Below are 24,371 nucleotides of genomic sequence, written 5' to 3'. Positions count from 1 at the left end.
CGGGCCGGTGTCCGGGGCGCCGTCGTTGACGATCGCGATCCCCCTCCGGGTGAGCGTGATTCCCACCTGGTGGTAAGGCGGGTTCTAACCCGCCTTACCACTCACGACCGGCTGCGGCAGGGCGCCCCCGGAGGGTCGGCTGGGGAACCGACCCTTCAGGTACGCGAGCCGACCGTCTGGGCACGGGTTCGGGTTTCTGTGTGCGTTCCGTGTGGCGGGGTCCGCCACCATCTACCCCAACGGGGGACCCTGGTGCGCTGGTGCGCGCCGCCGGTCCGCTGGGGGTGGCGCCGGTCCGATCGCCCGGCGTCGTGGGCTGGGGGTGGTGCCGCGAGGGGGCGGCACCACCTCGTCGGCCACCCCGGGACCGGGCGAGGCGGGTGGTGCGGTGAGGGGCAGCACCACTTCGTCTCGCCGGGGGGAGCAGGCTCGTCAGGCCGGTGCGGTGAGGGGCGGCACCACTTCGTCTCGCCGGGGGAGCAGGCTCGTCAGGCCGGTTCGTGAGGGGCGGCACCACTTCGTCTCGCCGGGAGAGCAGGCTCGTCAGGCCGGTTCGGTGAGGGCGAGCAGCGCCCGGCGGAGTGCGGCCGCGCTGGCGTCACGCGGGTCGACCAGCTCCGCGGCTTCGGCCGCCGCTTCCGCCGCCGACTCCGGATCTCCCGTTGCCTCGTACGCCCGGCGGAGCACCAGCCACGTCAGCCCGGTCGCCGCCCGGCCGCCCATCTCGCGGAACTCGTCGAGGCACGCGCGGAGCACGGGGATCGCCTGGGCCGCCCGGCCTTCGCCGATCCAGCTCGCCGCCAGCGCCCGGGTGCACGACAGCTCGCGCGGCCGCTCGTCCAGCTCCCGCGCCAGCTCGCGGGCTTCGCCGAACGCCGCCTTCGCGTCGTCGCGGGCGCCCGTCGCCGCCGAGATCGCGCCCAGCGTGCGCAACGACTTCGCCAGCGCCGACCGCACCATCGTGCCGCGCAGCAGGTCCACCGACTCCGCGATGGCCGCCACCGCGCCGGGGTCGTCGCCCGTCAGCAGCGAGGACCACGCGAACCCGTGCAGTGCCTCGCCGATCATCCGGGCGTCGCCGCTCGACCGGGCCGCCGCCAGCGCGGTCCGGTCCACCTCCCGTGCGGCGGCGATCCGGCCGAGCCGCAGCAGGGCGGCCGACTCCGCCGCCCGCACCCAGCCGAGCTCCGCCGCCGAACCGTCCACAGTGAACAGTTCACGCGCGTGGGCCGCCGTCTCCAGTGCCTCCTCGGCACGGCCGAGGCCGATCAGGCAGTGCGCCAGGTTCGCCGAAACCCACGCGTGGGTGCGCCGGTCGCCGTGGGCTTCGAGCTCCTTGGCGCACGTCCGGTAGCGGGTCGCGGCCTCCTCGTACTGCCCGCGGGCGTGGCGCAGCAGCGTCAGGGTGGCCTCGGCGACGGCCGCCAGCGGCGGGTCTTCGGCCGCGGCCGCGAGCACCGTCTCGTACGCCGCGCGCATGTCGGCGTACTGCCCGTGCAGGTACAGGTAGCCGCCGAGCCGGTCGAGCAGCAGCAGCGCGTCCCGCGGGCCGAGGGTGCCGATGAGCAGCACGAGGTTCGCGCGCTCGGCGGAAAACCAGTCGTCCGGACGCGCGAGCAGCCGGTCCACCAGCTCGCGCGGCAACGGCTGCGCGGGCGGCTCGTGGGCCGGCGACGGCATCGGCACCGTGCGCGGCAGCCGGGCCGCCGCCTCGTCGGCGAGCGCGAGCGTCGCCGCCAGCACCGTCCGGAGGCCCTCGGTGGGTGCCGGATCGCCGAGCTCCGCGGCGTACAACCGGACGAGGTCGTGCATCCGGTACCGGCCTTCGCCGGTCGCGTCCGCTCCGCGGGCTTCCAGCAGGCTCGCTTCGACGAGCTCTTCGACCGCCTCGTCGGCGTCCGGGTCGTCGACGAGGGTCGTCACCGCCCAGGCGGGCAGGTCGGCGAGGCGGCACCGGCCGAGCAGCCGGAACGCCCGCCGCGCGGGCGGCCGCAGGCCCTCGTAGCTCAGCGCGATGCTGCTCCGGACGGCCAAGTCGCTGACCGTCAGCTCGTCGAGGCGGCGGACCTCGTCCTCCAGGCGGTCGGCCAGCTCGCCGAGCCGCAGGTGAGGGCGGATGGCCAGCCTGCTGCCCGCGATCCGCAGGGCCAGCGGCAGCCGCGCGCACGCCGCGATGATCCGCTCGGCGTCGGCGTGTTCCCGGGCCACCCGCGCCCCGGCGAGCCGGTTCAGCAGCTCGGCGGCGTCGGTGCCGGACAGGGGACCGACGGCGAGCCGGTGCGCGCCGGCCAGCCCGCTCAGCCGCCGTCGGCTCGTCACGAGCACCGCGCAGCCCGGCGTGCCCGGCAGCAGGGTGCGGACGTGCTCGGGGTCGACGGCGTCGTCGAGCACCACCAGCACCCGCCGGTCGGTGAGCCTGCCGCGGAACACCGCCGCGCGGGCCCGCACGTCGTCCGGCACCGCGGGGCCGGGGACGCCCAGCGCGCGCAGCAGGTCGGCCAGCACCTCCCCGATGGCGCGGCCGGCCAGCGGCACGTACAGCTGGCCGTCCGGGAACCGCGCGCGCAGCCGGTGCGCGGCGCGCACGGCGAGGGTGCTCTTGCCCGCACCCGGCTCGCCGCTGAGCACCGCGACCGGGACGCCGGTGCCGGCCCCGAGCACACCGGTCAGCTCGGCCAGTTCGGCGTCGCGGCCGGTGAAGTCCCCGATGTCCGGCGGGAGCTGGCACACCGGCCACACCGCAGGCGGCAGCCGCGGCACGGGATCTTCGCCGCGCAGGACGGCCGCGTGCACCCGCCGGGCCTCCGCGCCGGGCTCGACGCCGAGCTCTTCGATCAGCGTGGTCCGCAGCCGCCGGTAGACCTCGAGCGCGCTGCCCTGCTGCCCGGCCCGGTGCAGCGCGGTCATCAGCTGCGCGGCCGGCCGTTCGCGCAGCGGGTGCTCGGTGAGCATGGCCTGCAGCTCGCCGGTCAGCTCCCCGTGCCGCCCGGCGGCGAGCTCGGCGTCGACGCAGTCCTCGAACACCGCGAGCCGCTCGGCCTCCAGCCGGGCGACGTCGGCGTCGAGCCGCGGCACGTGCAGCCCGGCCAGCACCGGCCCCCGCCACTGCGCGAGGGCCCGCCGGTAGTGCGCCGCGGCCGCCACGGGATCCCCGGTCCGCCGCCCTTCGTCGGCGGCGGACCGGAACACGAGCAGGTCCAGCTCGGCCGGCTGGACCCGCAGCCGGTAGCCGGGCGGGCCGTGCTCGACCCGCAGGCCGTCGATGCGCTCGCGCAGCCGCGAGAGGTAGGTGTGCAGGTTGGAGGTGTGGGACTTGGGCGGCCCGTCCGGCCACAGCGCCTCGACCAGCACGTCGACCGGGACGTGCTGGTTGGCGTTCAGCAGCAGGACGGCCAGCAGCGTCCGCTGCCGGTCACCGCGCAGGAGAGCCCACCGGCCCGGCGGGCTTTCGACGGCGAGCGGACCGAGCACGGCGAAGTGCGCCATGTCACCTTCCCGGAGTGGTCGGCAGGAAAAACCACGGTAGCGAAGGGGTACGACAGAACCGGCGGCCGCGGTTGAGCCGGTCGGGACGGTCCCGTGCACGCGTTCCCATTAGGCTCCACCCGGACATTCAGGACCTACCAGGGGAGCGGTCGTGTCAGCTGGAGGCGGAACCAAGGCGATCATCGCGGCACTCGGGGCGAACGCCGGGATCGCGGCGGCGAAGTTCGTCGGATTCCTCGTCACCGGGTCGTCGTCGATGCTGGCCGAGTCCGTGCACTCGCTGGCCGACACCACGAACCAGGGCCTGCTGCTGCTCGGCCAGAAGACGTCGAAGCGCGAGGCGGACGAGGAGCACCCCTTCGGCTACGGCCGGGACCGGTACTTCTACTCCTTCATCGTCGCGCTGATGCTCTTCACCCTCGGCTCCGTGTTCGCGTTCTACGAAGGCATCCACAAGATCGGCCACCCGGAGCCGCTCGAATCGCCGATCGTCGCCGTGATCATCCTGCTCGTCGCGGTCGGCCTGGAGGGCTACAGCTTCTACACCGCGATCACCGAGTCGAAGAAGATCAAGGGCAACGCGAGCTGGTGGGGCTTCATCCGCCAGGCCAAGGAGCCCGAGCTGCCCGTCGTGCTGCTGGAAGACGCCGGTGCGCTGCTCGGTCTCGTCTTCGCCCTGCTGGGCGTCGGGCTGGCGGTCCTCACCGGCAACCCCGTTTGGGACGGCATCGGCACCCTTGCGATCGGCGCGCTGCTGGGCGTCATCGCGATCATCCTCATCATCGAGATGAAGAGCCTGCTCATCGGCGAAGGCGCCAACGAGGGCGTCCTCGCGACGATCGTCGACGAGCTCGCCGCGGGCAAGGTCGAGCGCGTCATCCACATCCGCACCCAGTACATGGGCCCGGACGAGCTGCTCGTCGCGGCGAAGCTGGCGATGGTGCCGGGGCTCGACACCGCCGCGCTGGCCATGGCCATCGACGACGCCGAGGCCCGCGTCCGCGCGAAGGTGCCGGTGGCGAAGCTCATCTACCTCGAACCGGACCTCGACCGCAGCCTGGCGCGTTAGCCGAAGATCCACGCCGGTCCGTTCGGCGAGCCGTCACGCACGTGACCCGATAGGGTGACCTACCGCGATACACGCAGGCCAGCCGCAGGAGGTCAACGGTGCCCGGAACGGGATTGTGGCGCACTAAATCGATCGAACAGTCCATTGCGGACACGGATGAGCCGGATACCAAGCTCCGGCGCAACCTCAGCGCGTGGGACCTCACGGTCTTCGGCGTCGCTGTGGTCATCGGCGCCGGCATCTTCACGCTGACCGCGCGCACCGCGGGCGACTACGCCGGGCCGTCGGTTTCGCTGGCCTTCGTGTTCGCCGCGATCGCCTGCGCGCTGGCGGCGCTGTGCTACGCGGAGTTCGCCTCGACGGTGCCGGTCGCCGGCAGCGCGTACACGTTCTCCTACGCCACCTTCGGCGAGTTCATGGCGTGGATCATCGGCTGGGACCTGATCCTCGAGCTCGCCGTCGGCGCGGCGGCGGTGTCCAAGGGCTGGTCGGTGTACCTCGAGACGGTGCTCAGCTACCTCTTCGGCAAGGGTACGAAGACGACGTTCGACATCGGCAGCGTGACCGTCGACTGGGGCGCGCTGTTCGTCGTGGCGCTCCTGACGACGCTGCTGGCCGTCGGCACGAAGCTGTCGTCGCGGGTGTCCATGGTGATCACCGGGATCAAGGTCGCCGTGGTGCTGTTCGTGATCATCCTCGGCTTCTTCTACATCAAGGGCGCCAACTACACGCCGTACATCCCGCCGGGCGAGACGGGCGGGGCCGGCCAGACCGGAGTCGACCAGTCGCTGTTCTCCCTGCTCGCGGGCGGTGCAAGCAGCTCGTTCGGCGTCTTCGGCCTGCTGGCCGGTGCCTCGCTGGTGTTCTTCGCGTTCATCGGCTTCGACATCGTCGCGACCACCGCGGAAGAGACGAAGAACCCGCAGAAGGCCGTGCCGCGCGGGATCATGGGCTCGCTGGCGATCGTCACGGTGCTGTACGTTGCGGTGTCGCTCGTGGTCGTCGGCATGACCTCGTACAAGGACCTCGCGACCAAGGCGGGCGACGGCAGCCACAAAACCCTCGCGACGGCGTTCACCGCGAACGGCGTCGACTGGGCGGCCAACATCATCTCCTTCGGCGCGCTGGCCGGCCTGACCACCGTCGTCATGGTGCTCATGCTGGGCCAGGTCCGGATCATCTACGCGATGTCCCGCGACGGCCTGATGCCGCGCGGGCTGGCGAAGACCGGCGAGAACGGCACGCCGAAGCGCGCGACGCTGATCGTCGGCGGCCTGGTCGCGCTCGCGGCCGGCTTCTTCCCGGCGGACAAGCTCGAAGAGATGGTCAACGTCGGCACGCTCTTCGCGTTCGTGCTGGTTTCGGCGGGCGTGCTGATCCTGCGCCGGACGCGGCCGGACCTGCCCCGGGCGTTCAAGGTGCCGCTGGTGCCGCTGATCCCGATCCTGGCGATCCTCGCGTGCCTGTGGCTGATGCTGAACCTGACCGTGCTGACCTGGCTGCGGTTCGTCGCCTGGATGCTGGTGGGCGTGGTGCTCTACTTCGCCTACAGCCGGCGGCATTCGCTGCTCGGCAAGCGGCAGGCCGAAGGGGTCGGCGAACCCGTGAAGGCGCCCGAAGCCTGACTTGCGCGATAAAAGCCCCGCCCGCCTGGCTGCCCAGGTCGGCGGGGCTTTTTGCGTTTGGTTGCTTAATGCGAGGTTACGACTCGATCAAGACGATCTTGCGATTTGTGCGCAAAGGGGGACCCCGTGTAGGCGGTGGGGTGACGTGCGATACCTTTCGATCCTTCGTGTGCCACTGACGGGTGAATTACAGCCGCGTGATTCCGACGTTCAGTGGTGCCGAGTCCCCCGATTTTGCCGTTCTTCCCCCGTTCGGTACTGGAGTTCTCAATGCGCAGACGTACCATCCGCGGCGCCGTCGCGATCATGGCGCTGACCACCGCTGCCCTCATCGGCACCGCCGGCTCGGCCCTGGCCTGCTACAGCGACGACGGCCGGTCGAACCCGATCCCCGACCGCAGCCACGCCCCGTGCGCCGACGGCCAGAAGCTCGACCACAGCGACGTCGACTTCACCGGCGGCGAGGGCAAGAGCACCCTGAACATCACCAAGGTGCACGACGGCGTGACCGTCACCCGCATCGTGGTCATCGGTGGCGACGACGGCTTCAACGAGTACATCCCGGGCAAGGCGGGCAAGGGCGGCGAGAAGCTGGCCCCGACCGCGCCGTGGAACGACCTGAAGGCGACCAAGACCTTCAAGGGCCGCCAGCCGAACATCGACAAGTGGTTCCTGTGCGGCAAGAAGACCGAGAAGCCGACTCAGACCGTCACGGCGCCGACCAAGACGTCCGCGCCGGCCACGACGACCACGAAGCCGAGCGCCCCGGCGACCTCGGAGACCTCCGTCTCGCCGAGCAGCACCACCGCTCCGGCCGTCGTCCCGGCGGGCAACGAGTCGGGCACCGGTGGCGGCCTGGCCAACACCGGTTTCGACAACAGCTGGCTGATCTGGGTCGGCGCCCTGCTGCTGGTCGCCGGTGGCGGCCTGCTCGCGCTGCTGAAGTTCCGCCGCAAGGCTTCCGAGTGAAGCTGAGCTAGTCCACGGTCGAAGGCCCCTCGCTCCGCGCGCGAGGGGCCTTCACCGTTTCGGGGGGAAGTCCCCGAAGAGCGAGCCCTGCTCGCCCCAGGACGGCTTGCCGAGGCCGGCGGCCATCGCGACGGCGTGGTCCCATTCGGCGTCGACGACGTAGTCCTGGTGCTTGAGCACCCCCGGCGCCCAGCGGTGCCGCCCGGTCGGGCCGCGCAGCGGGTCCGGCAGCCAGTGGTCGCCGCCGAGGATCAGGACGCCGTTCGCGTCGGCCGTCGCCGACACCGGGCCGCAGCCGCCGTCGGCGAGGAACCCGACGCCGTGCAGCCGCCGGTCGGCGACCGAGTGCCGCCAGGTCGTCACGCCACCGCCGAAGATGTCGGTGCCGCGGCACAGGGCCCGCCAGCGGCCGTCGAGGTCGGCGAAGAGCCGTTCCAGCGCCTCCTGCGGCAGCAACGCCGGGAAAGCGCGCTGGTAGCCCCACTGCAGCGGGGAACCGGCGGTGAGCACGCCGACGCGGTCGAGGTCCGCCTCCGGCAGCTCCGCGGCCAGCCGGGCGGCGGCCATGATCGTGAGCAGGCTGCCGAGGTTGTAACCGGAGAGCACCACGCGCGTGCCGGGTTCGGCGAGGTGCTCGCGCGCCCGCGCGGCCAGCTCCGGGACGACTTTGAGCGCGTAGCACGGCGGCACCGTCGGGTGCGCCGCCCGCGGCCAGAAGCAGACCAGGTCGGCCAGCGCCCCGAGGTGGCGGCTGCGCTGCGGGGTGCGCGCGGCCGTGTAGACCACGCGCAGCAGGCCCGCGGCCAGCGCGCCGAGCGCGACCACGCCGATCGCGGACAGCGGGCCGAACCAGCCCGGGACCAGCCCGAACCCGAAGCGCAGCACCAGCAGGGCCGCGCCGCCCGCGGACATCGCGCTCGCGACCGCCAGCGCCAGGTGGTGCAGGTGCCGCCGTTCCCACGCCGACCGCGCCCAGGCCGCCGCGGCCTGGGCCTCCTGCTGCTCGTCGTGCTCCATCAGCTCGACGATCTCCGGGATGCCGCGCCGCAGCCGTCGCAGCGGGACGGCGACCGCGAAACCCAGCACGCCGAGCACCGCGGCCAGCGCCAGCCCGGCGCCCCACAGCACCGTGACCAGCAGGTACGTGTCGGGCACCCGCAGGTGTTCCGCGCCGGAAAGCCGTCGGAGCGCTTCGGCGAGACCGGCGCCGAACCCGCCGCCGAGCAGGCCGGCCAGCGCGAGCACCGGCGCGGCCGCCCAGCCGCCCATCCACGGCCGCAGCCGCTGCGGCTTGTGCTGCCAGCCGGGCCGGGCCAGCAGCGCGGCCGGGGCGAGGAACAGCGCGAACAGCACGGTGACGGCGACCAGGGCCGCGCCGAGGCCTTCGACGACGCCGTTCGTGCCGGGCAGCGGGCCCGCGTCCAGCCTGAGCCGCACGGCCGCGACGACGACCAGCAGGGTCGCGAAGGCGAGCACCCCGGGCCGGGCGAACCGGCCGGTGTCGACGCCGATCGCGGCGGCGACGACGGTGGCGAGCACCACGGCCAGCGTGGTGATCCAGACGACCGCGCCGAAGCTGTCGGCCGGCATCCGGAACGGCCCGCCGAGCAGCAGCAACGCGACCGAGGCCAGCGCCGCGACGGTGTGCAGGCAGCGCAGCGCCGGCGTCTCCGGATCGGCGCGCATCCGCAGCGGGCCGCCGGTCAGGTCGCCGTCGGCGTGCACCGCCCAGGTCGCCGAGGAGATCCGGTGCAGGACGAAGATCACGGCCAGCAGCGGCAGCACGCCGACGGCGATCCGCGCGGGGACCGAGCGGAGCACGTCGGGGATGACCGGCAGGCAGCCCGAACCGGGCGCGAGGCACTGCGCGGCGAAGAGGTCGAGCGCGATCGCCGCGAGCTGGCCCATCAGCAGCATCGTCAGCAGCAGGGCGCCGACGCGCAGCAGCCCGCGGCACACGGCGCCGAGGACGCGCGCGAGCCGGCGGTCCGGCGGGATCGGCGGCAGCATCCAGAAACACACGTTGGCCAGGGAGAACGGGAACAGCAGCGCCCAGGTGGCCTTCGCGGCGCCGCCCGAGGTCATGCCGTGCCAGAGGTAGCCCTCGAGGGTCCGCGGGATCGACCGGCCCAGCGCGGGCAGCACCGGTCCGGGTGCCGGACGGCGCAGCCGGTCCGCCGGGCGGATCACGCGGCCCAGCCCGTCGCCGGCGACGTCGACGGTCGAAACGGCGTCGAGCAGCGTTTCCCCGCTGGTGCCCACGAGCCCGGCGACGCGGATTTCCACGACGCGGGTGTCCGGGCCGGGCATGGGCACGGTAAGGCCCTCCTAACACTTCTAGGGACAGTCGAGCGGACAACGGTAGTGTTCGGGTGTCATCGAGTCTTGGAGGAATCGCCACTATGACCCCCGAAAGCGTTGCCAAGCGGCACGAGACCCGCAACGGCATCGAGTTCGCCGTCGCCGACCTCGATGCCGCCGAATTCGGCCGCAAGGAGATCCGCCTCGCCGAGCACGAGATGCCCGGACTGATGGCGCTGCGCCGCGAATACGCGGAGGTCTACCCGCTGCGCGGGGCGCGCGTCTCGGGCTCCCTGCACATGACGGTGCAGACCGCGGTGCTGATCGAGACGCTGGTGGCGCTGGGTGCCGAGGTGCGCTGGGCGTCCTGCAACATCTTCTCGACCCAGGACCACGCCGCCGCGGCGGTCGTCGTCGGCCCGCACGGCACGCCCGAGGAGCCCAAGGGCGTCCCGGTGTTCGCGTGGAAGGGCGAGTCGCTCGAGGAGTACTGGTGGTGCACCGAGCGGATGCTCACCTGGGACGGAGAGGGTCCGAACATGATCCTCGACGACGGCGGTGACGCCACCATGCTGGTGCACAAGGGCACCGAGTTCGAGAAGTCCGGCGTCGTGCCGACCCCGGACGAGAACACCTCCGACGAGTTCCGCGTCTTCCTCGAGCTGCTGCGCACGTCGGTGGCGGCCGACACCGGCAAGTGGACGAAGATCGGCGAAGGCATCCGCGGCGTCACCGAGGAGACCACCACCGGCGTGCTGCGGCTCTACCAGCTCGCGGCGGCGGGCGAGCTGCTGTTCCCGGCGATCAACGTCAACGACGCCGTGACGAAGTCGAAGTTCGACAACCGCTACGGCATCCGCCACTCCCTGATCGACGGCATCAACCGCGGCACCGACGTCCTGATCGGCGGCAAGGTCGCGGTGGTCTGCGGCTACGGCGACGTCGGCAAGGGCGCGGCGGAGTCCCTGCGCGGCCAGGGCGCGCGCGTGATCGTCACCGAGATCGACCCGATCTGCGCGCTGCAGGCGGCGATGGACGGCTACGCGGTCCGCAAGCTCGAGAGCGTGCTGCCCGAGGCCGACATCATCATCACCACCACCGGCAACAAGGACGTCGTGCTGGTCGAGCACATGGCGAAGATGAAGCACCAGGCCATCCTGGGCAACATCGGCCACTTCGACAACGAGCTCGACATGGCCGGCCTGGCGCGTTACCCGGGCATCCGGCGCATCAACATCAAGCCGCAGGTCGACGAGTGGATCTTCCCGAACGGCAACACGATCATCGTGCTGTCGGAGGGCCGCCTGCTCAACCTGGGCAACGCGACCGGGCACCCGTCGTTCGTGATGTCGAACAGCTTCTCGAACCAGGTGATCGCGCAGATCGAGCTGTTCACCAAGCACGAGGAGTACGACAACGAGGTGTTCCGGCTGCCCAAGAAGCTGGACGAGAAGGTGGCGAAGATCCACCTCGACGCGTTGGGTGGCGAGCTGACGAAGCTGACCAAGGAGCAGGCCGAGTACATCGACGTGGATGTCGAAGGGCCGTTCAAGCCGGAGCACTACCGGTACTGAGGTTTTCGGCGTTTTCGCTGGTCAGGGCCGCCCCGAATTGTTCGGGGCGGCCCCTCCGTTTCGGAGGGCATCGGCACGGCCCAGAGGCCAAGTCCCACGCCGAACACCGCGGCCGCTGACACGAGATGCCCCGCCAATCACGCGAGATGCCCCGCCAATCACGCGAGATGCGCGCCCAATCACGCGAGTTCCGCGCTCAATCACGCGAGTTCCGCGCCCAATCACGCGAACCGGCCCTCCAGGTACGCGAGCCGACCGAGCGCAAACGGGCCTCACGCGTGACTGGAGGGGCATCACGCGTGACTGGCCGGGCATCACGCGTGATTGGAGGGGCATCACGCCTCAGTTCCACTCCACCGCGACCCCGGCCAGCCCCGGGCCGGCGTCGCTGAAGAACGCGCTGCTCACCCCGCCCATGTCGCACGCCAGTTCCTCGGCCACCACCGGCAGGGCGTCGTCGCGGGCGCGGACCTGGCGGGTGCAGCGGGCCGGCAGCGCGTTGCGGTCGAACCGCAGCTGGACCAGGTAACTCGCGCAGCGATCGCGCAGCATCCGGTAGTACCCCGGCGACGCCGAGCCGGAGTCGTCGCGGACCTCGAAGCAGAACACGTGGATGTCGCCCTCGGCGAGCTTGCGGTCGAACAACAGCTCCGTGGCCATCGTGTCCGCGTCCGGGTTGCGGCGCATCCGCCCGACCCGGCAGCCCTCGTCGGTGATCAGCTCGACGTCGTCGATGCGGCAGCCCGGGTCGCCGTTGTACACCGTCAGGTACCGGTCCGGGCCGTGGCGACGCGCCCGCGTCACCAGCCGCGTGCGCAGGCTGACCTGGCGGTGCTCCGCGTCGAACGTGATCGTGTCGTGGACCGACAGCAGCTCGAGGTCGGCGTTGTAGTGGTTCGACGACGGGTACGCGCCCAGCTCGGCCAGCAGGTCCTCCACGATCGACCCCATGTCGCCGGAACGCAGGTCGTGGAACGACGCCGCCGGCTGGTGGCCGCGGCGGACCAGCCGGGGGCCGATCAGCACCACCAGGGCGTCCGCGGGCAGCTGGAGGACCGATTCCAGGGCCCGGACCGCCGGCAGCGCCTTCGGCACCTCGGGCTGACGCAGCCCGCGTTGCCAGTAACTCAGCGTGGACTGTCCGATTTGGACGCCGCGGAGGGCGAGGTGGGCGCGCAGCCGCGCCAGCGACAGCCCGCGGTAGGCGATCGCCAGCCGCAGAGCGTGGTGGAACTCGCCGGTGCGGAGCGCCTCGGTCAGCTCTTTCGGCAGTTCGGCGACCGATGCCCGGGTCGTGCGGGCGCCATCGATGATCAGTGGGAGGTTCCCGTCTTGTGCCACCGCTCGTCCCTTCACCCGACCAGTGTGTGCGCTGGGCGTGAACACCGCGGAACGTTCACGGTAGCAGCGTAGAGTGGCCGTGCCGACCCCCGTTCAGGGTGGTTGGCCTCGTTGTGGTGACTGTTCCGCGTTCCGGCTGTGCCCCGGAACGGTCCGTTCCACCGGATGGCGTTCTTGCTCCTTGTGACCGCGTTGTTCACCGTTGTGACCACCGCTGGTTCGCCCACTCCTCCACAGGAGGCCATCTGTGCTGGTGAAGTCGAGCCAGGTCCACGCCGTACTGGCCGTGAGCCTGCTGTTGTGCCTGGTCGCGCCGGCCACTGCCGGAGCCGCGCCCGGAGTGCCGTCGACCTACCGGAACCAGATCGTCCTGCAGCTCCAGCAGAAGAACCAGTGGTGCTGGGCCGGCGCGGGCAACACCATCGCCGCCTACCACGGCCTCGCCGTCAGCCAGACGCGCTTCTGCCAGCTCGCCCACGGTGAAACCGGCGGGGACTGCGCGAACCTCCCCGGCACCCTCGCCGACCCGCAGCGCGCCTTCGCCCGCCTCGGCTTCACCTCGCCCGGCCGCTACCTCGACCGGCGCATCCCCTACGCCGACGTCCGGACGCAGACGGCGGCGAACCGGCCGGTCGAGACCCGCGTCGGCTACCGCTCGGGCGGGGGCCACACGCACGTCCTCTACGGCTACGACACCCGCGGCGACTGGGTGTTCTGGGGCGACCCCGGCCCGGCCAAGCGCTACAACTGGTCGACCTACGGGTACTACACGCACAACTCGGCGTTCACCTGGACGCACACGCTCACCGGGATCGCCCGATGAGCAGGCGGGTGCTGGCGCTCGCCGTGCTGACCGGCGCGGCGCTGCTGATGACGGCTCCGGTGTCAGGCGCGGCCCAGGCCGCCGGCATCAGCAGCGCCGACGCCTCCGCGGCGCACAGCGCGGCCGCGGGCTTCCAGGACGTCCTGGCCCGGTTCTTCGCGCAGGCGCCGGGGGCCGGGAAGCCGGTCACCGTGCAGATCGCCCCGGACGCCTACCCCGTGTACGAGCTCTCGCCGGACTTCGTCGCGGGCAAGCCCGGCGCGGCGCCCGGTGACTTCGCCTACTTCGCGATTCCCGCGCGAGCTTCCGACGGCCGGACCGCGACGCTCTGGTCGGTCCGCGGTGCGGACGGCCTGTGGCAGGTCGGCAACATCGCCTCGGGCGACGTCGAGGGCGAGTACGCCCGGAAGCTGCCTGCGGGGGCCCAGCTGCTGCACGAACCGCAGGTCGACGCCTGGTACGCGGTCAGCCACGGCCACGTGACGTCGCTCACCGACCAGCGGGCGGTCACCCTCGACGGCTACCAGCGAACCGTCGAAGCGCGCTACGCCGACAAGCTCCCCGGCTCGGCCTACGCCCGCGACGGCGAGGCCGGCGGTTACGACGCCACGTCGCAGGTGATGCCCCGCGGCGACGGCGGCCCGGTGCCGTCCGGCCACGACACCGGCTGGGTGCCGCTGCTGATCCTCGTCGGTGTGCTCGCGGTCAGCGGCGCCGGCTACGTGTTCCACCTGCGGCGGCACCCCGCCTAGACGAACCGGCGGGCTCGGCGTCGAACCCTTCCACCGAGCCCGCCGGTCCACCACCTACTGTGACTTCCGTGGGTCGACTGGTGGTCATCGAAGGGCTCGACGGCGCGGGCAAGCGCACGCTGGCCGACGGGCTGACGGCGGCGCTGGGCGCCAAGGGCGCGAGGGTGGCGTCGCTGGCTTTCCCGCGCTACGGCAAGAGCGTGCACGCGGACCTCGTCCGCGAGGCGCTGCACCGCGGGCACGGCGACCTCGCCGACTCGGTGTACGGCATGGCCATGCTCTACGCGCTGGACCGCAGCGGCGCCGCGGACGAGATCCGCGCCCTGCGGGACGCGCACGACGTCGTCCTGCTCGACCGGTACGTCGCTTCCAACGCCGCGTACGCGGCCGCGCGCCTGCGGCAGGACGCGGCCGGCGAAGTCGTGAAGTGGGTGTGGGAGCTGGAGGTCGACCGCTTCGGGCTGCCCCGTCCGGACGCGCACCTGCTGCTGCGCGTCGCGCCGTCGGTGGCGGCCGAGCGCGCCGAACGCCGTGCGGAGACCGAGACCGGCCGCGAGCGCGACGCCTTCGAAACCGACGACGGCTTGCAGCGGCGGTGCGCGGCCGTCTACGACGAGCTGGCCGCGTCGGGCTGGCTCGCGCCGTGGCACGTCCTGGACGGCGTCGCGGGCGTGGACCACGAAGCGCTCGCGACGGCGCTGCTGAGCTGACCCGGCTAGGGCAGCAGCCGGGCCGGGTCGAACTGCGCGATCGGGTGGGCCGTGGTGCCGTCCACCACCAGGTCGGCGAGGATTTCGCCGACCACGGGGACAAATTTGAAGCCGTGGCCGGAGAACCCGCACGCGAGCACCACCCGCTCCTCGGCCGGGTGCGGGGCCAGCACGAAGCTTTCGTCGGCCGTGTCGGTGTACATGCAGGTCGCGGCCCGGAGGAACGCGCCGGGCAGCGCCGGGAGGTGCCGCTTCACCACGGACGCGATCTCGTGGACCTCGTCGCCGGACACCGCCCGGTCGATGCCGTCGGCGCTGCACGTCCGGCCGCCGCCGTGGAACGCGACCTTGACGCCGTCCGCGGGTGCGTTGTGGGCCGGGAAGCCGTAGAACGTGTAGCCGTCGCCTTCCCAGGTGTAGACGGGGTGCTGCCGGAACGGCGCGATGCCGCCCGACGGCGCGAACCAGTACTGCACCTGCCGCCGGACCGTGAAGGCGACGCCGAAGCCGTGCAGCAGCTCGGCGGCCCACGCGCCGGGGCACAGCACCAGCCGGTCGGCCGTGTAGTAGTTGTGCGACGTGCCGACGCGCACCCCGCCGGCCATCGTGCTCCAGGTGAACACCTTCTCCTCGTGGTGCAGTTCGGCGCCGCACCGCGCGGCGAGCTGCAGGTGCGCGGCGACGCTGCCTTCGGGGGAGACGAGCCCGGCGCCCGGCTCGTACAACGCGACTTCGTGCGGGGACGGCGTCATGGTCGGGAACCGGCTCCGGATCGCGGAGGCGTCCAGGAGTTCGTGCGGGACGTCGAAGGCGCGGGCCGACGCCAGGCTGCCGGTGATCGTCCGCGACTCCGCCGCGCCGACCATGACCCCGCCGCAGCGGGTGAACAGCCGCCGCCCGCTGTCGCGCTCGAGGCCGTCCCACAGTTCGTGGGCTCGCAGCAGCAGCGGCACGTACCCGGGGCCTTCGAGGTAGGCCTGGCGCGTGATCCGCGAACCGCCGTGGCTCGACCCGCGGTTGTGCACCGGCGCGAACTGGTCGACGCCGAGCACCCGCTGCCCGCGCTGCGCCAGCCGGTACGCCGCGGCGCTGCCCATCCCGCCGAGGCCGACGACGATCACGTCGTAGTGCGTCATGCCACCCTCCCGGGGACGCGCGTGCCGAAGTGCCCGATCTCCACCGGCGTCCCGGACCCGCTGTACTCCACGGGAAGCCAGGCGTACGCGAGGGCTCTGCCCACGGTGTGGCCGTATCCGGCGCTGGTGACGTACCCGGCCGGGCGGCCGTCGACGTACACGGGGTCCTTGCCGTCGACGACGCTTCCGGTCGTCAGGCGGGTCAGCCGGCGGCTCACGGTCGCCTCCGAGCGGCCCGCCAGCCCGTCGCGGCCGACGAAGTAGCCCTTGTCCGGCCGGACGGCGGAACCGAGGCCGGCCTCGTAGGGGTCGTGCTCGGTGGTGAAGTCGACGCCGGGTGCGGGAACGCCGGCCTCCAGCCGCAGGCTGCGCAACGCCTGGTCGCCCGCGACGGCGACGCCGCGCTCCCGCAGCGTGTCCCACAGGCGGCGCCCGAAGTCCGCCGTCGTGTGCAGTTCCCAGCCCGGTTCGCCCACAGTGGACAGTCGCAGGGCGACGACCGGGACGTCCCCGGCGAACGTCTCCTCGGCCGAAAGGTCCGTTGTGGACAGTTCGGGCAAGACGTCGTGGCTCGACGGTCCCCACACGCCGACGCAGCAAGTGCCCGGTGTGGTCTCGTGGATCTGCACGGTGCCGTCGCCGGGCAGGTGCCGCCGCAGCCAGTCGAAGTCCAGGCGGCTGCCCGCGCCGACGTGGAACCGCCCGTCGCCGAGCCGGGCCACCGTCAGGCACCCGCGTACGCCGCCGTCCTCGCCGAGCAGCAGTGTTCCCGTCACGGTGCCCGGCGCCTTCGCGAGGTCACCCGTCGTCATGGCTTGCAGGAACGGCAGTGCGCCGGGACCGGTGACGGCCAGCCGCGGCGCGGACGTCAGGTCGAACATCGCGACGCGCTCGCGGGTCATGACCGCTTCGGTGCCCGCGTCGGCCGCGTACCGCTCCGGCCGGGCCCAGCCGTCCGCGGAGCCGAACTGCGCGCCCAGCGCGATCTGGCGTTCGTGGAAGGGACCGGTTCGCACCGGCTCCGCGGTGAACCGGGCCCCCGGCGCGAACCGCGCGAGGTCGCAGCCGTGCAGGGCGAGCGACGGCTGTCCGTCGACGAGCCAGCGCGCCAGTTCGCGCGCCGCCCCCGCGGAGTGCTCGGCGCGGACGGCCTCCGCCACCCAGAAGCCGTCGATGTCGGGGTGTTCGCCCAGCAGCGGGTGCCCGTCCGGCGTGCCGGGCAGCACCACCGTCGTGGTGGTCTCGACTTCGGCGCCGCGGAGCGCGGGCAGCAGGCCGTCGGCCACGGTCACCCCGATGCCGAGCCGGTCGACGTGCTCGCGGACGTACATCCCGGTGTCGAGGTGCCGCAGCACGGGCTTGCCCGCCTGCGCGTGTTCGTCGTTGTGCCCGGCCAGTTCCGGCAACGGCGCCGTCAGCAGGTACTGGTGGGTCAGCGGCGCCAGCGGCACGTCCAGGCCGGCGAGCTCGGCGGAACACGCCACGACGACGTCGGCGCGGAACCGCCCGGCCGCGGTGACGACGCCGGTGACCCGGCCACCACTGCGTTCGATCGCCGTGACCTCCTCGTCGGCGAACCGCGCGCCCCGGGCTTTCGCCCGCCGTGCCTGGGCTTCGGCCGCGCGGCGGGCGTGCAGCAGGCCGTCGCCGGGGACGTGCAACCCGCCGAGGACCCGGGCTTCGTCGAGGAGCGGGTGCAGGTCGGCGCACTCGCGGGGCGTGCGCAGGAAGCCGCGTACGCCCCACGACGTCGCCCAGCCGTGGCGCTGTTTCAGGTCCTCGAGCCGCTCCGGCGTCGTCGCGACTTCGAGGCTGCCGACGGGGTTGAAGCACCACGGGCCGTCGAGGCCGCTGTACTTCTCGACGGTGTACTTCGCGAACTCGGTCAGCGTCCGGTCGGCGTCGGTCCGGAACACCGGGCCCGGGTGATTGCCCGCGTCGCCGCCCAGGACGGTGACGTCGGTCCAGCCGCGTTCGGTCAGCTCGTCGGCCAGCGCGCAGCCGACGAGGCCGGCGCCGAGGACGACCACCCGGAGCCGTGCTGCCATTTCGCGGGATCCCTCCGGGCGACGTTGCGTCTTCGGCAACAACGTGCGTCATGCGAGACGCAGTGTCAAGCGCCCGAACCGGTGCCTAGTCCCGGAAATACCCCAGCTGCGCGGAAAGCTCTTCCGCCGCTTCGGTCATCGGCTTCACGATCTGCTTCACGCGCTGCTTCGAAAGCCGGTACGACGGCCCGGAAGCGCTCATCGCGGCGACGACGTCCCCGCCCGGGCCGTGGATCGGCACGGCGACGGCGTGCATCCCCAGCTCGAGTTCTTCGTAACAGGCCGCATAACCGTCTTCGAGCACTCGTTCCAGCTCGGTCATCAGCTCTTCCGGCTCGACCGTCGTGCGCGGGGTGTACTGCTCCAGCTTCCGCTTCAGCACCCGCTTGCGCTCGGTCTCGCCCATGTACGCCAAGAGGATCTTCCCGCTGGAGGTCGCGTGCAGCGGGGTCCGCTGGCCCGTCCAGTTCTGCGTGGTGATCGCGGCCGAGCCGCGGGCCTGGCTGATGTTGATGGCGACGCCGTCGTCGGCGATGGCGATGTTCACCGTCTCGCCCAGTTCCCCGGCCAGCGACAGGCAGCTGGCCCGGCCCAGTTTCGCGAGGTCCATGCGGCCGGTCGCGGCGCCGGCCAGCCGGACGATGCCGAACCCGATGGCGTACTTCCCGCGTTCGCCGAGCTGCTCGACCAGTCCTCTCGTCTCCAGGACGCTGAGCAGGCGCGACGCCGTCGACTTGTGGACGCCCAGCTCGCCCGCGATCTCGGTGATGCCGGTTTCGCCGTTGCGCGCGAGCAGTTCCAGCACGCTGATGGCCCGGTCGACCGATTGCACCTGGCTTTGAGTTGCGTTGCCCGAGTCCTGGTTCCGCATAGCGCAACAGTATCCGTTTTGCGGGGTTCCTATCGGCTGAGTGGGCGAATCCCTTGACGAGGACGCCTTCGGCATCGGATTGTTGCGCAAGAGGCACGGTGTCTCGCACTGCGCAACTTTTACGTACCGCCCCGGCATTCCGCCAGTCGTTACCCGGAGGCCCCGATGACCCGTGCCCGCGTTGTTCCCTGAGCCCTCTTCACAGGTCCGTGAAGGCCGCGCCGAGCTCCGGTGCGGCCTTCACGGACCGCCCATAACGGCCGGTACCGGCACCCGGATGGAGCAGGCCCCGCCGGCGATCTTGATCTTTCTGGTGGTCAAACACGCGGGTCGTGCGTACCGGCGTCCGAACTAGTGCGAATATGTGGTCATGAAGGCACGTGTTCTCGTGGTCGACGACGACCCCGCCCTCGCGGAGATGCTCACCATCGTGCTCCGTGGGGAGGGGTTCGACACGGCGGTGGTCGCCGACGGCTCACGCGCGCTGCCCGCGCTGCGTGAGCTGAAGCCCGACCTCGTCCTGCTCGACCTGATGCTGCCCGGGATGAACGGGATCGACGTCTGCAAGGCGATCCGCGCCGAGTCCGGGGTGCCGATCGTCATGCTCACCGCCAAGAGCGACACCGTCGACATCGTCCTCGGCCTGGAGTCCGGCGCCGACGACTACGTCGTCAAGCCGTTCAAGCCGAAGGAGCTGGTCGCGCGGGTCCGGGCCCGCATGCGCCGCACCGAGGCCGAGCCGGCGGAATCGCTCACCATCGGCGACCTGGCGATCGACGTGCCGGGCCACGAGGTCACCCGCGAAGGCAAGGCCATCCCGCTCACCCCGCTGGAGTTCGACCTCCTGGTGGCACTGGCCCGCAAGCCGCGCCAGGTGTTCACCCGCGAGGTGCTGCTGGAGCAGGTGTGGGGTTACCGGCACGCGGCCGACACCCGGCTGGTGAACGTGCACGTCCAGCGGTTGCGGTCGAAGGTGGAGAAGGACCCGGAACACCCCGAGGTGGTGTTGACCGTTCGCGGCGTCGGGTACAAGGCCGGCCCGCCGTGATCACCCCATGACCGCGGAGACCGGCAGACGGCTCCCCGCATCCGCGCGATCGACGGCACGCCTGGCGCGGCGTGTCGTCGCTTTCGCGCGCCGTCGCGCGGGCGCGTTCAACGAGCTGTGGAAGCACTCGCTGCAGTTCCGCGTCACCGTCTCGACGCTCGCGTTGTCCTCGGCCGTGGTCTTCGTGCTCGGCATGGTGCTGCAGAACCAGATCACCGACCGGCTGCTGGACACCAAGCGCAGCGCGGCGATCGCGCAGACCCGCGCGGCGGCGGAGACGGCCGCCGGTGAGCTCGTCGGGCTCGGCGCCGAGAACTCCGAGGCGCTGACGAACCGGCTCGAGAACGCGCTGAAGAAGATCGCGATCACGCCGACCAGCCAGGAGGCGGCCGGGTCGGCGGCGGGCACGTTCGTCCCGGTGCTCGCCAGCGGCGGCCACGACCAATCCGAGGCCGAGCCGGCGTCCGCGGGCCCGTTCGAGAACGTGCCGCCGCGGCTGCGCCAGTTCGTCGAAGCCGACCAGACGAGCTGGCTCGAGCACACCGTCCCCGACAACGCGGGCGGGCGCACGACGTACCTGATCGTCGGCACGCCGCTGAGCACCGTGTCCAGCCCGCTGCAGCTGTACCTGCTGTTCCCGCTGACGACCGAGCAGAACACCGTCTCGACGGTGCAGAACACGCTGCTCGTCGGCGGGCTCGTGCTGCTGCTCCTGCTGGCGGGCATCACGAACCTGGTGACGCGCCAGGTGGTGCGGCCGGTCCGCCAGGCCGCCGCGGCGGCCGAGCAGTTCGCCGGCGGCGACCTCGACCAGCGGCTCGCCGTGCTCGGCGAGGACGACCTGGCGAAGCTCGCGGTGTCCTACAACGAGATGGCCGCCAGCATCCAGCGCCAGATCCGCCAGCTCGAGGAGTTCGGCGGGCTGCAGCGCCGGTTCACCTCCGACGTCTCGCACGAGCTGCGCACGCCGCTGACCACCGTCCGGATGGCCGCGGACGTGCTGCACGCCTCCCGCGAGCAGTTCCCGGCCGGGCTCGCGCGGTCGACCGAGCTGCTGGTCGACGAGCTCGACCGGTTCGAAGCGCTGCTCGGCGACCTGCTGGAGATCAGCAGGCTCGACGCCGGCGTGGAAGAGCTGGCCGCGGAGTACATCGACGTCCGCCCGATCGCCACCCGCGCGGTCGAGCAGGTACGGGTGATTGCCGGCAACGCGGGCAGCTCGGTCGAACTCGTGCTGCCCGGCGAAGAGGTGATCGCCGAGGTCGACGCCCGGCGCGTCGAGCGGATCCTGCGCAACCTGCTCGCGAACGCCGTCGACCACAGCGAGGGCAAGCCGGTGGTGCTGACCGTCGGGGCCAGCGAAACCGCCGTCGCCATCACGGTCCGGGACCACGGCGTCGGCCTGCGGCCCGGCGAGGCCGATCTGGTGTTCAACCGGTTCTGGCGCGCCGACCCGTCGCGCAACCGCCGCACCGGCGGCACCGGGCTCGGCCTGGCGATCAGCCAAGAGGACGCGCGCCTGCACGGCGGCGAGCTCGACGCGTGGGGCGAGCCCGGCCACGGCGCCTGCTTCCGGCTCGTGCTGCCGCGCCACCAGGACGTGCCCGTCGGCGATCCGCCGCTGGTCCTGCCGCCGCCCGACCGCTTCGCGGGCGAGGTGCCGCTCGGGATCATCGACGTCACGCCGGCGCCGGAGGCGATCTTCGCCGAACGTGAGGGAATCGGTCAGTGAAACCACGGGTGTTGAGGGGGGCCGGGGCGAAGGTCCTGCTTCCGGTCCTGTGCCTGGTGCTGCTCGCCGGCTGCGCGAACGTGCCGCTGGAATCGCAGCCCGTGGTGGTCCCCGGCGAACGCCAGGGGCAGAGCTCCGGTGACGTGGTGCCGGATCCGCCGCCGGGCATCGACCCGCTGTCGCTGGTCCGCGCGTTCGTCGGGGCGACGCTCAAGCCGGGGCAGAACAACGCCGCCGCCCGCGCGTACCTGGACGAGCAGGGCCGGGCGAGCTGGCGGCCGAGCCGCAGCCTCACGGTCATCCAGGACACCTTCGGCACGGTGTACGACACCGGCCTGCCGCCGGACCCGAACACGCAGGTCGTCAACGTGCGCGGGATCGACATCGGCACGCTGGACCAGAACAGCGCGTTCGTGCCGGACTACAGCTCGGCGCTGCTCCAGGTGAAGGTGCGCAAGCAGGCGAGCGGCCAGTGGCGGATCGTCGACCCGCCCGCCGACCTGTACGCGACCGAATCCGACTTCAGCGAGAACTACACGCCGGTGCCGGTGAGCTTCTACTCGGAGCAGTCGGCCACCTTCGTCCCCGATCGGCGCTACGTCGTCGCGAAGCCGCAGTCGGGACTGCCGGGCCGGGTGATGGACCTGCTGGTCAGCGGGCCGTCGGCGAGCCTGGCCGGTGCGGTGAAGAACCTGCTCGGCGAGCCCATCGAGATCGACACGAACGTCAAGAGCCTCGACGACGGCACGCTGGTCGTGCCGCTGACCGGGCTCTCGGGGGTGCCCGACGACATCCGGCACCTGATCGCCGCGCAGATCGTCCTGTCCCTGCAGTACGTCACGTCGGCCCGGATCCGCATCCTCGCCGACGGCGCCCCGCTCGTGCCGAACCATTCGGACTGGCGGCTGAACGAACTGCCCGCGTACGACGCGGCGCTGTCGATCAGCCGGGAGCTCCTGGGCCTGATGACGGTGGGCGGCCGGGTCCGGTCCCTCGGCGACGGCGCCCCGGTCCCCGGCCCGGCGGGCAACGGCGAGTACGAGGTGGTGAGCGCGGCCCAGTCGATCGACGGCAAACGCCTGGCGGTGGTGGAGCGCAGCGGCGGCGCGGTCCGCCTGCGGATCGGCGACCTGGGCCACGACCTGGCGCTGACCACGCTCGGCGGCAGCACCCTGACCCGCCCGACGTGGCGCCCCGCCACCGGCGAGGTGTGGACGGTGGTCGACGAGCTGTCGGTGTGCCGGATGGTCCTCGACCCGAACGGCCACTGGACGGCCCTGCAGGTCAACGCCACGGACCTGACCCAGCAGGGCGGCATCACGGAGCTGCGGTTTTCCCGCGACGGCGCCCGCGTGGCGGCGGTGATCAAGGGCCAGCTGTGGGTGGCCTCGGTGGTCGTCAACGGCGACTCGGTGTCCCTGCGCGAGCCCCGCCACCTCCAGCCCCACGACCTCGAGGACGTCGTCGACGTGGACTGGGTCGCCCAGGACGGCCTGGTGGCGGTGACGAAGTCGCCGTCCCAGCCGGTGGTGCGGGTGACGGTGGACGGCCAGCGCATGGACGCGTTCAACAGCAGCAACCTCACCCCGACGGTCCACGGCGTGACGGCGGCCCCCAGCCGCCCGATCGTGGTCGCGGACGCGAGCGGGCTGTGGACGGCCTCGGTGCTGGGCGAGGTGTGGCGTCCGCAGAGCCACACGATGAAGGACGCGGATCCCTTTTATCCGGGCTGATCTTTTTCACTCGGGTGAGTGACGTCCGGTGGCCGGAAACTGTCGGTGCCGGTCGTGACACTGACCGTGTGCTAAAGAGACTGCTCGATCTGTTGATCCCCGGCCGCTGTGCTGCGTGCGGTGCCCGGGGTGAGCCGTGCTGCGCCCGGTGCGAGGGCGTGTGGAGCGCGGCGAGGGAAGTGGAGCGCGCGCCGACGGCGGGATTGGTGCGGGTGTTCGCCCTGGCCCGGTACCGCGGAGTGGGGCGGCGGTTGCTGATCGCTTACAAGGAGCGCGGGCGTCGGGATCTGGCGGCGTCGCTGGGGCGGGCGCTGGCGGAGGCGTTGGTGGTGCTGCCGCTGAAGGGGGCTGGTTGGGTGGGGCCGGGCGGGGGTTCGGCTGGGGTTGCTGCCGGCTCGGGCGGGGTTCCGGCTTTGCCGGGTGGTGTTGCTGCCGTGCTGGGCGCGGCCTCGGCTCGGCGGGGTGACGCCGGTCGTGCGGCTCCGGCGCGAGCTGCGCCCACAGTCCCGTCGGCCCGGGCGATCTGCCTGGTCCCGGCCCCCAGCCGCCCTTCGGCAGCCCGGGTACGCGGCGGCCCGCACGTCGAGCGTTTGGCAAACGCGGCGGCGAGGGTCCTGGCGGCGCGGGGGATCGAGGTGGTGGTCGCCCCGGCACTGGAGCTGGCGGGATCCGCCCGCGACGCGGTCGGCCTGAGCCGCGAGCAGCGCATGACCAACCTGGCGGGCCGCCTGCGGTTCCGCGAGGCCGGGCGTCCGCCGCCGGGCTTCCGCATAGTGGTCCTGGACGACGTGGTGACGACCGGAGCCACGGCCGCGGCCTGCACCAGAGCCCTGGTGGCGGAGGGGTTTACGGTCTCCGCCGTCCTGACCCTGCTGGCCGCCGGCTGAACCGGCCCGGCTCTCCGCAAGACGTGAACGGCCTCCACTGTGGCCCTTCCGTGGTGAGCGCGCAGCCTGGCCGAGCTTGCGAAGCTCACCCCGGCGCGCGGTTCGCCCGATCGCCTCGGCCGACTTTGGCGCGCCACCTTCGACCGCGGCCAGAGTTGGCTCGGTGGGCCCTGCCCGCCCACCTCGGCCTGTCCACCTTGCTCGGCCCTGCTCGCCGGCCCGGCCGGTCCACCTTGGCGCGCCATCTTCGGTCAGCGCCCGGGTCC

The 24,371-nt window shown here is 72.3% G+C and carries 17 protein-coding genes; 11 read left to right on the top strand and 6 right to left on the bottom strand.

Annotated elements, in window-relative coordinates; all coding sequences use genetic code 11:
* Positions 1-543 precede the first annotated feature (543 nt).
* Positions 544-3,486: a BTAD domain-containing putative transcriptional regulator gene (locus Q5425_RS39075; protein WP_308677453.1), complete on the bottom strand. Its 2,943-nt coding sequence runs from the start codon at positions 3,484-3,486 to the stop codon at positions 544-546.
* A 151-nt stretch (positions 3,487-3,637) separates the two neighbouring features.
* Between Q5425_RS39075 and Q5425_RS39070 the strand changes: the two genes are divergently transcribed.
* The 3 genes from Q5425_RS39070 (at position 3,638) to Q5425_RS39060 (ending at position 7,149) form a co-directional block, all read left to right on the top strand.
* Entirely contained in the window at positions 3,638-4,555 is a 918-nt protein-coding gene (locus tag Q5425_RS39070) for a cation diffusion facilitator family transporter (protein ID WP_308677452.1), read from the top strand.
* 98 nt (positions 4,556-4,653) lie between these two features.
* Positions 4,654-6,180, top strand: a complete 1,527-nt coding sequence (locus Q5425_RS39065) for an amino acid permease (RefSeq protein ID WP_308677451.1) — start codon at positions 4,654-4,656, stop codon at positions 6,178-6,180.
* 270 nt (positions 6,181-6,450) lie between these two features.
* Complete coding sequence (locus Q5425_RS39060) at positions 6,451-7,149, top strand: LPXTG cell wall anchor domain-containing protein (RefSeq protein ID WP_308677450.1); 699 nt, start codon at positions 6,451-6,453, stop codon at positions 7,147-7,149.
* 51 nt (positions 7,150-7,200) lie between these two features.
* On the opposite strand, the gene Q5425_RS39055 is transcribed toward Q5425_RS39060, so the two are convergent.
* On the bottom strand, positions 7,201-9,459 hold the full coding sequence (locus tag Q5425_RS39055; RefSeq protein WP_308677458.1) for a hypothetical protein: 2,259 nt from the start codon (positions 9,457-9,459) through the stop codon (positions 7,201-7,203).
* 92 nt (positions 9,460-9,551) lie between these two features.
* Between Q5425_RS39055 and ahcY the strand changes: the two genes are divergently transcribed.
* Positions 9,552-11,024 carry an adenosylhomocysteinase gene (gene ahcY / locus Q5425_RS39050; protein ID WP_308677449.1) on the top strand — a complete coding sequence of 491 codons (1,473 nt, stop codon included), beginning with the start codon at positions 9,552-9,554 and terminating at the stop codon, positions 11,022-11,024.
* 342 nt (positions 11,025-11,366) lie between these two features.
* Here ahcY and Q5425_RS39045 read toward each other — a convergent pair whose 3' ends face one another.
* A complete protein-coding gene (locus tag Q5425_RS39045) occupies positions 11,367-12,365 on the bottom strand; it encodes a hypothetical protein (RefSeq protein ID WP_003085563.1) in 999 nt (332 codons plus the stop codon).
* Between the two features lie 247 nt (positions 12,366-12,612).
* On the opposite strand from Q5425_RS39045, the gene Q5425_RS39040 reads away from it, so the two are divergent.
* Genes Q5425_RS39040 through Q5425_RS39030 form a run of 3 tightly spaced genes read left to right on the top strand, consistent with a single transcriptional unit; the run spans position 12,613 to position 14,650 of the window.
* A complete protein-coding gene (locus Q5425_RS39040; RefSeq protein ID WP_308677448.1) occupies positions 12,613-13,188 on the top strand; it encodes a papain-like cysteine protease family protein in 576 nt (191 codons plus the stop codon).
* Positions 13,185-13,940, top strand: a complete 756-nt coding sequence (locus Q5425_RS39035; RefSeq protein WP_308677447.1) for a hypothetical protein — start codon at positions 13,185-13,187, stop codon at positions 13,938-13,940. Before Q5425_RS39040 ends, Q5425_RS39035 begins: the two co-directional genes overlap by 4 nt.
* Positions 13,941-13,999: 59 nt before the next feature.
* Positions 14,000-14,650: a dTMP kinase gene (locus Q5425_RS39030; protein WP_308677446.1), complete on the top strand. Its 651-nt coding sequence runs from the start codon at positions 14,000-14,002 to the stop codon at positions 14,648-14,650.
* Between the two features lie 5 nt (positions 14,651-14,655).
* Here the strand turns inward: Q5425_RS39030 and solA are convergent, their stop codons facing one another.
* The 3 genes from solA to Q5425_RS39015 form a co-directional block, all read right to left on the bottom strand.
* On the bottom strand, positions 14,656-15,786 hold the full coding sequence (gene solA, locus Q5425_RS39025; protein ID WP_308677445.1) for an N-methyl-L-tryptophan oxidase: 1,131 nt from the start codon (positions 15,784-15,786) through the stop codon (positions 14,656-14,658).
* A complete protein-coding gene (locus tag Q5425_RS39020; RefSeq protein WP_308677444.1) occupies positions 15,783-17,834 on the bottom strand; it encodes an FAD-dependent oxidoreductase in 2,052 nt (683 codons plus the stop codon). The genes solA and Q5425_RS39020 overlap by 4 nt, the downstream gene beginning before the upstream one ends.
* Before the next feature lie 85 nt (positions 17,835-17,919).
* Complete coding sequence (locus Q5425_RS39015) at positions 17,920-18,705, bottom strand: IclR family transcriptional regulator (protein WP_308677443.1); 786 nt, start codon at positions 18,703-18,705, stop codon at positions 17,920-17,922.
* A gap of 370 nt (positions 18,706-19,075) precedes the next feature.
* On the opposite strand from Q5425_RS39015, the gene mtrA reads away from it, so the two are divergent.
* Genes mtrA through Q5425_RS45940 form a run of 4 tightly spaced genes read left to right on the top strand, consistent with a single transcriptional unit; the run spans position 19,076 to position 24,105 of the window.
* Complete coding sequence (gene mtrA / locus Q5425_RS39010) at positions 19,076-19,753, top strand: MtrAB system response regulator MtrA (protein ID WP_005150760.1); 678 nt, start codon at positions 19,076-19,078, stop codon at positions 19,751-19,753.
* 7 nt (positions 19,754-19,760) lie between these two features.
* The gene (mtrB, locus tag Q5425_RS39005; protein WP_308677442.1) at positions 19,761-21,485 is read left to right on the top strand and encodes an MtrAB system histidine kinase MtrB; all 1,725 of its coding nucleotides are present in this window, start codon (positions 19,761-19,763) and stop codon (positions 21,483-21,485) included.
* A complete protein-coding gene (locus Q5425_RS39000; protein WP_308677441.1) occupies positions 21,482-23,218 on the top strand; it encodes an LpqB family beta-propeller domain-containing protein in 1,737 nt (578 codons plus the stop codon). The genes mtrB and Q5425_RS39000 overlap by 4 nt, the downstream gene beginning before the upstream one ends.
* Before the next feature lie 14 nt (positions 23,219-23,232).
* Positions 23,233-24,105 carry a ComF family protein gene (locus Q5425_RS45940; protein WP_396135351.1) on the top strand — a complete coding sequence of 291 codons (873 nt, stop codon included), beginning with the start codon at positions 23,233-23,235 and terminating at the stop codon, positions 24,103-24,105.
* Positions 24,106-24,371 lie beyond the last annotated feature (266 nt).

The sequence above is a fragment of the Amycolatopsis sp. A133 genome, from assembly GCF_031082405.1.
Taxonomy (GTDB): Bacteria; Actinomycetota; Actinomycetes; order Mycobacteriales; family Pseudonocardiaceae; genus Amycolatopsis.
The sequence above is the reverse complement of the archived record's forward strand: the minus strand, read 5'-3'. Positions and strand labels throughout refer to the sequence as shown.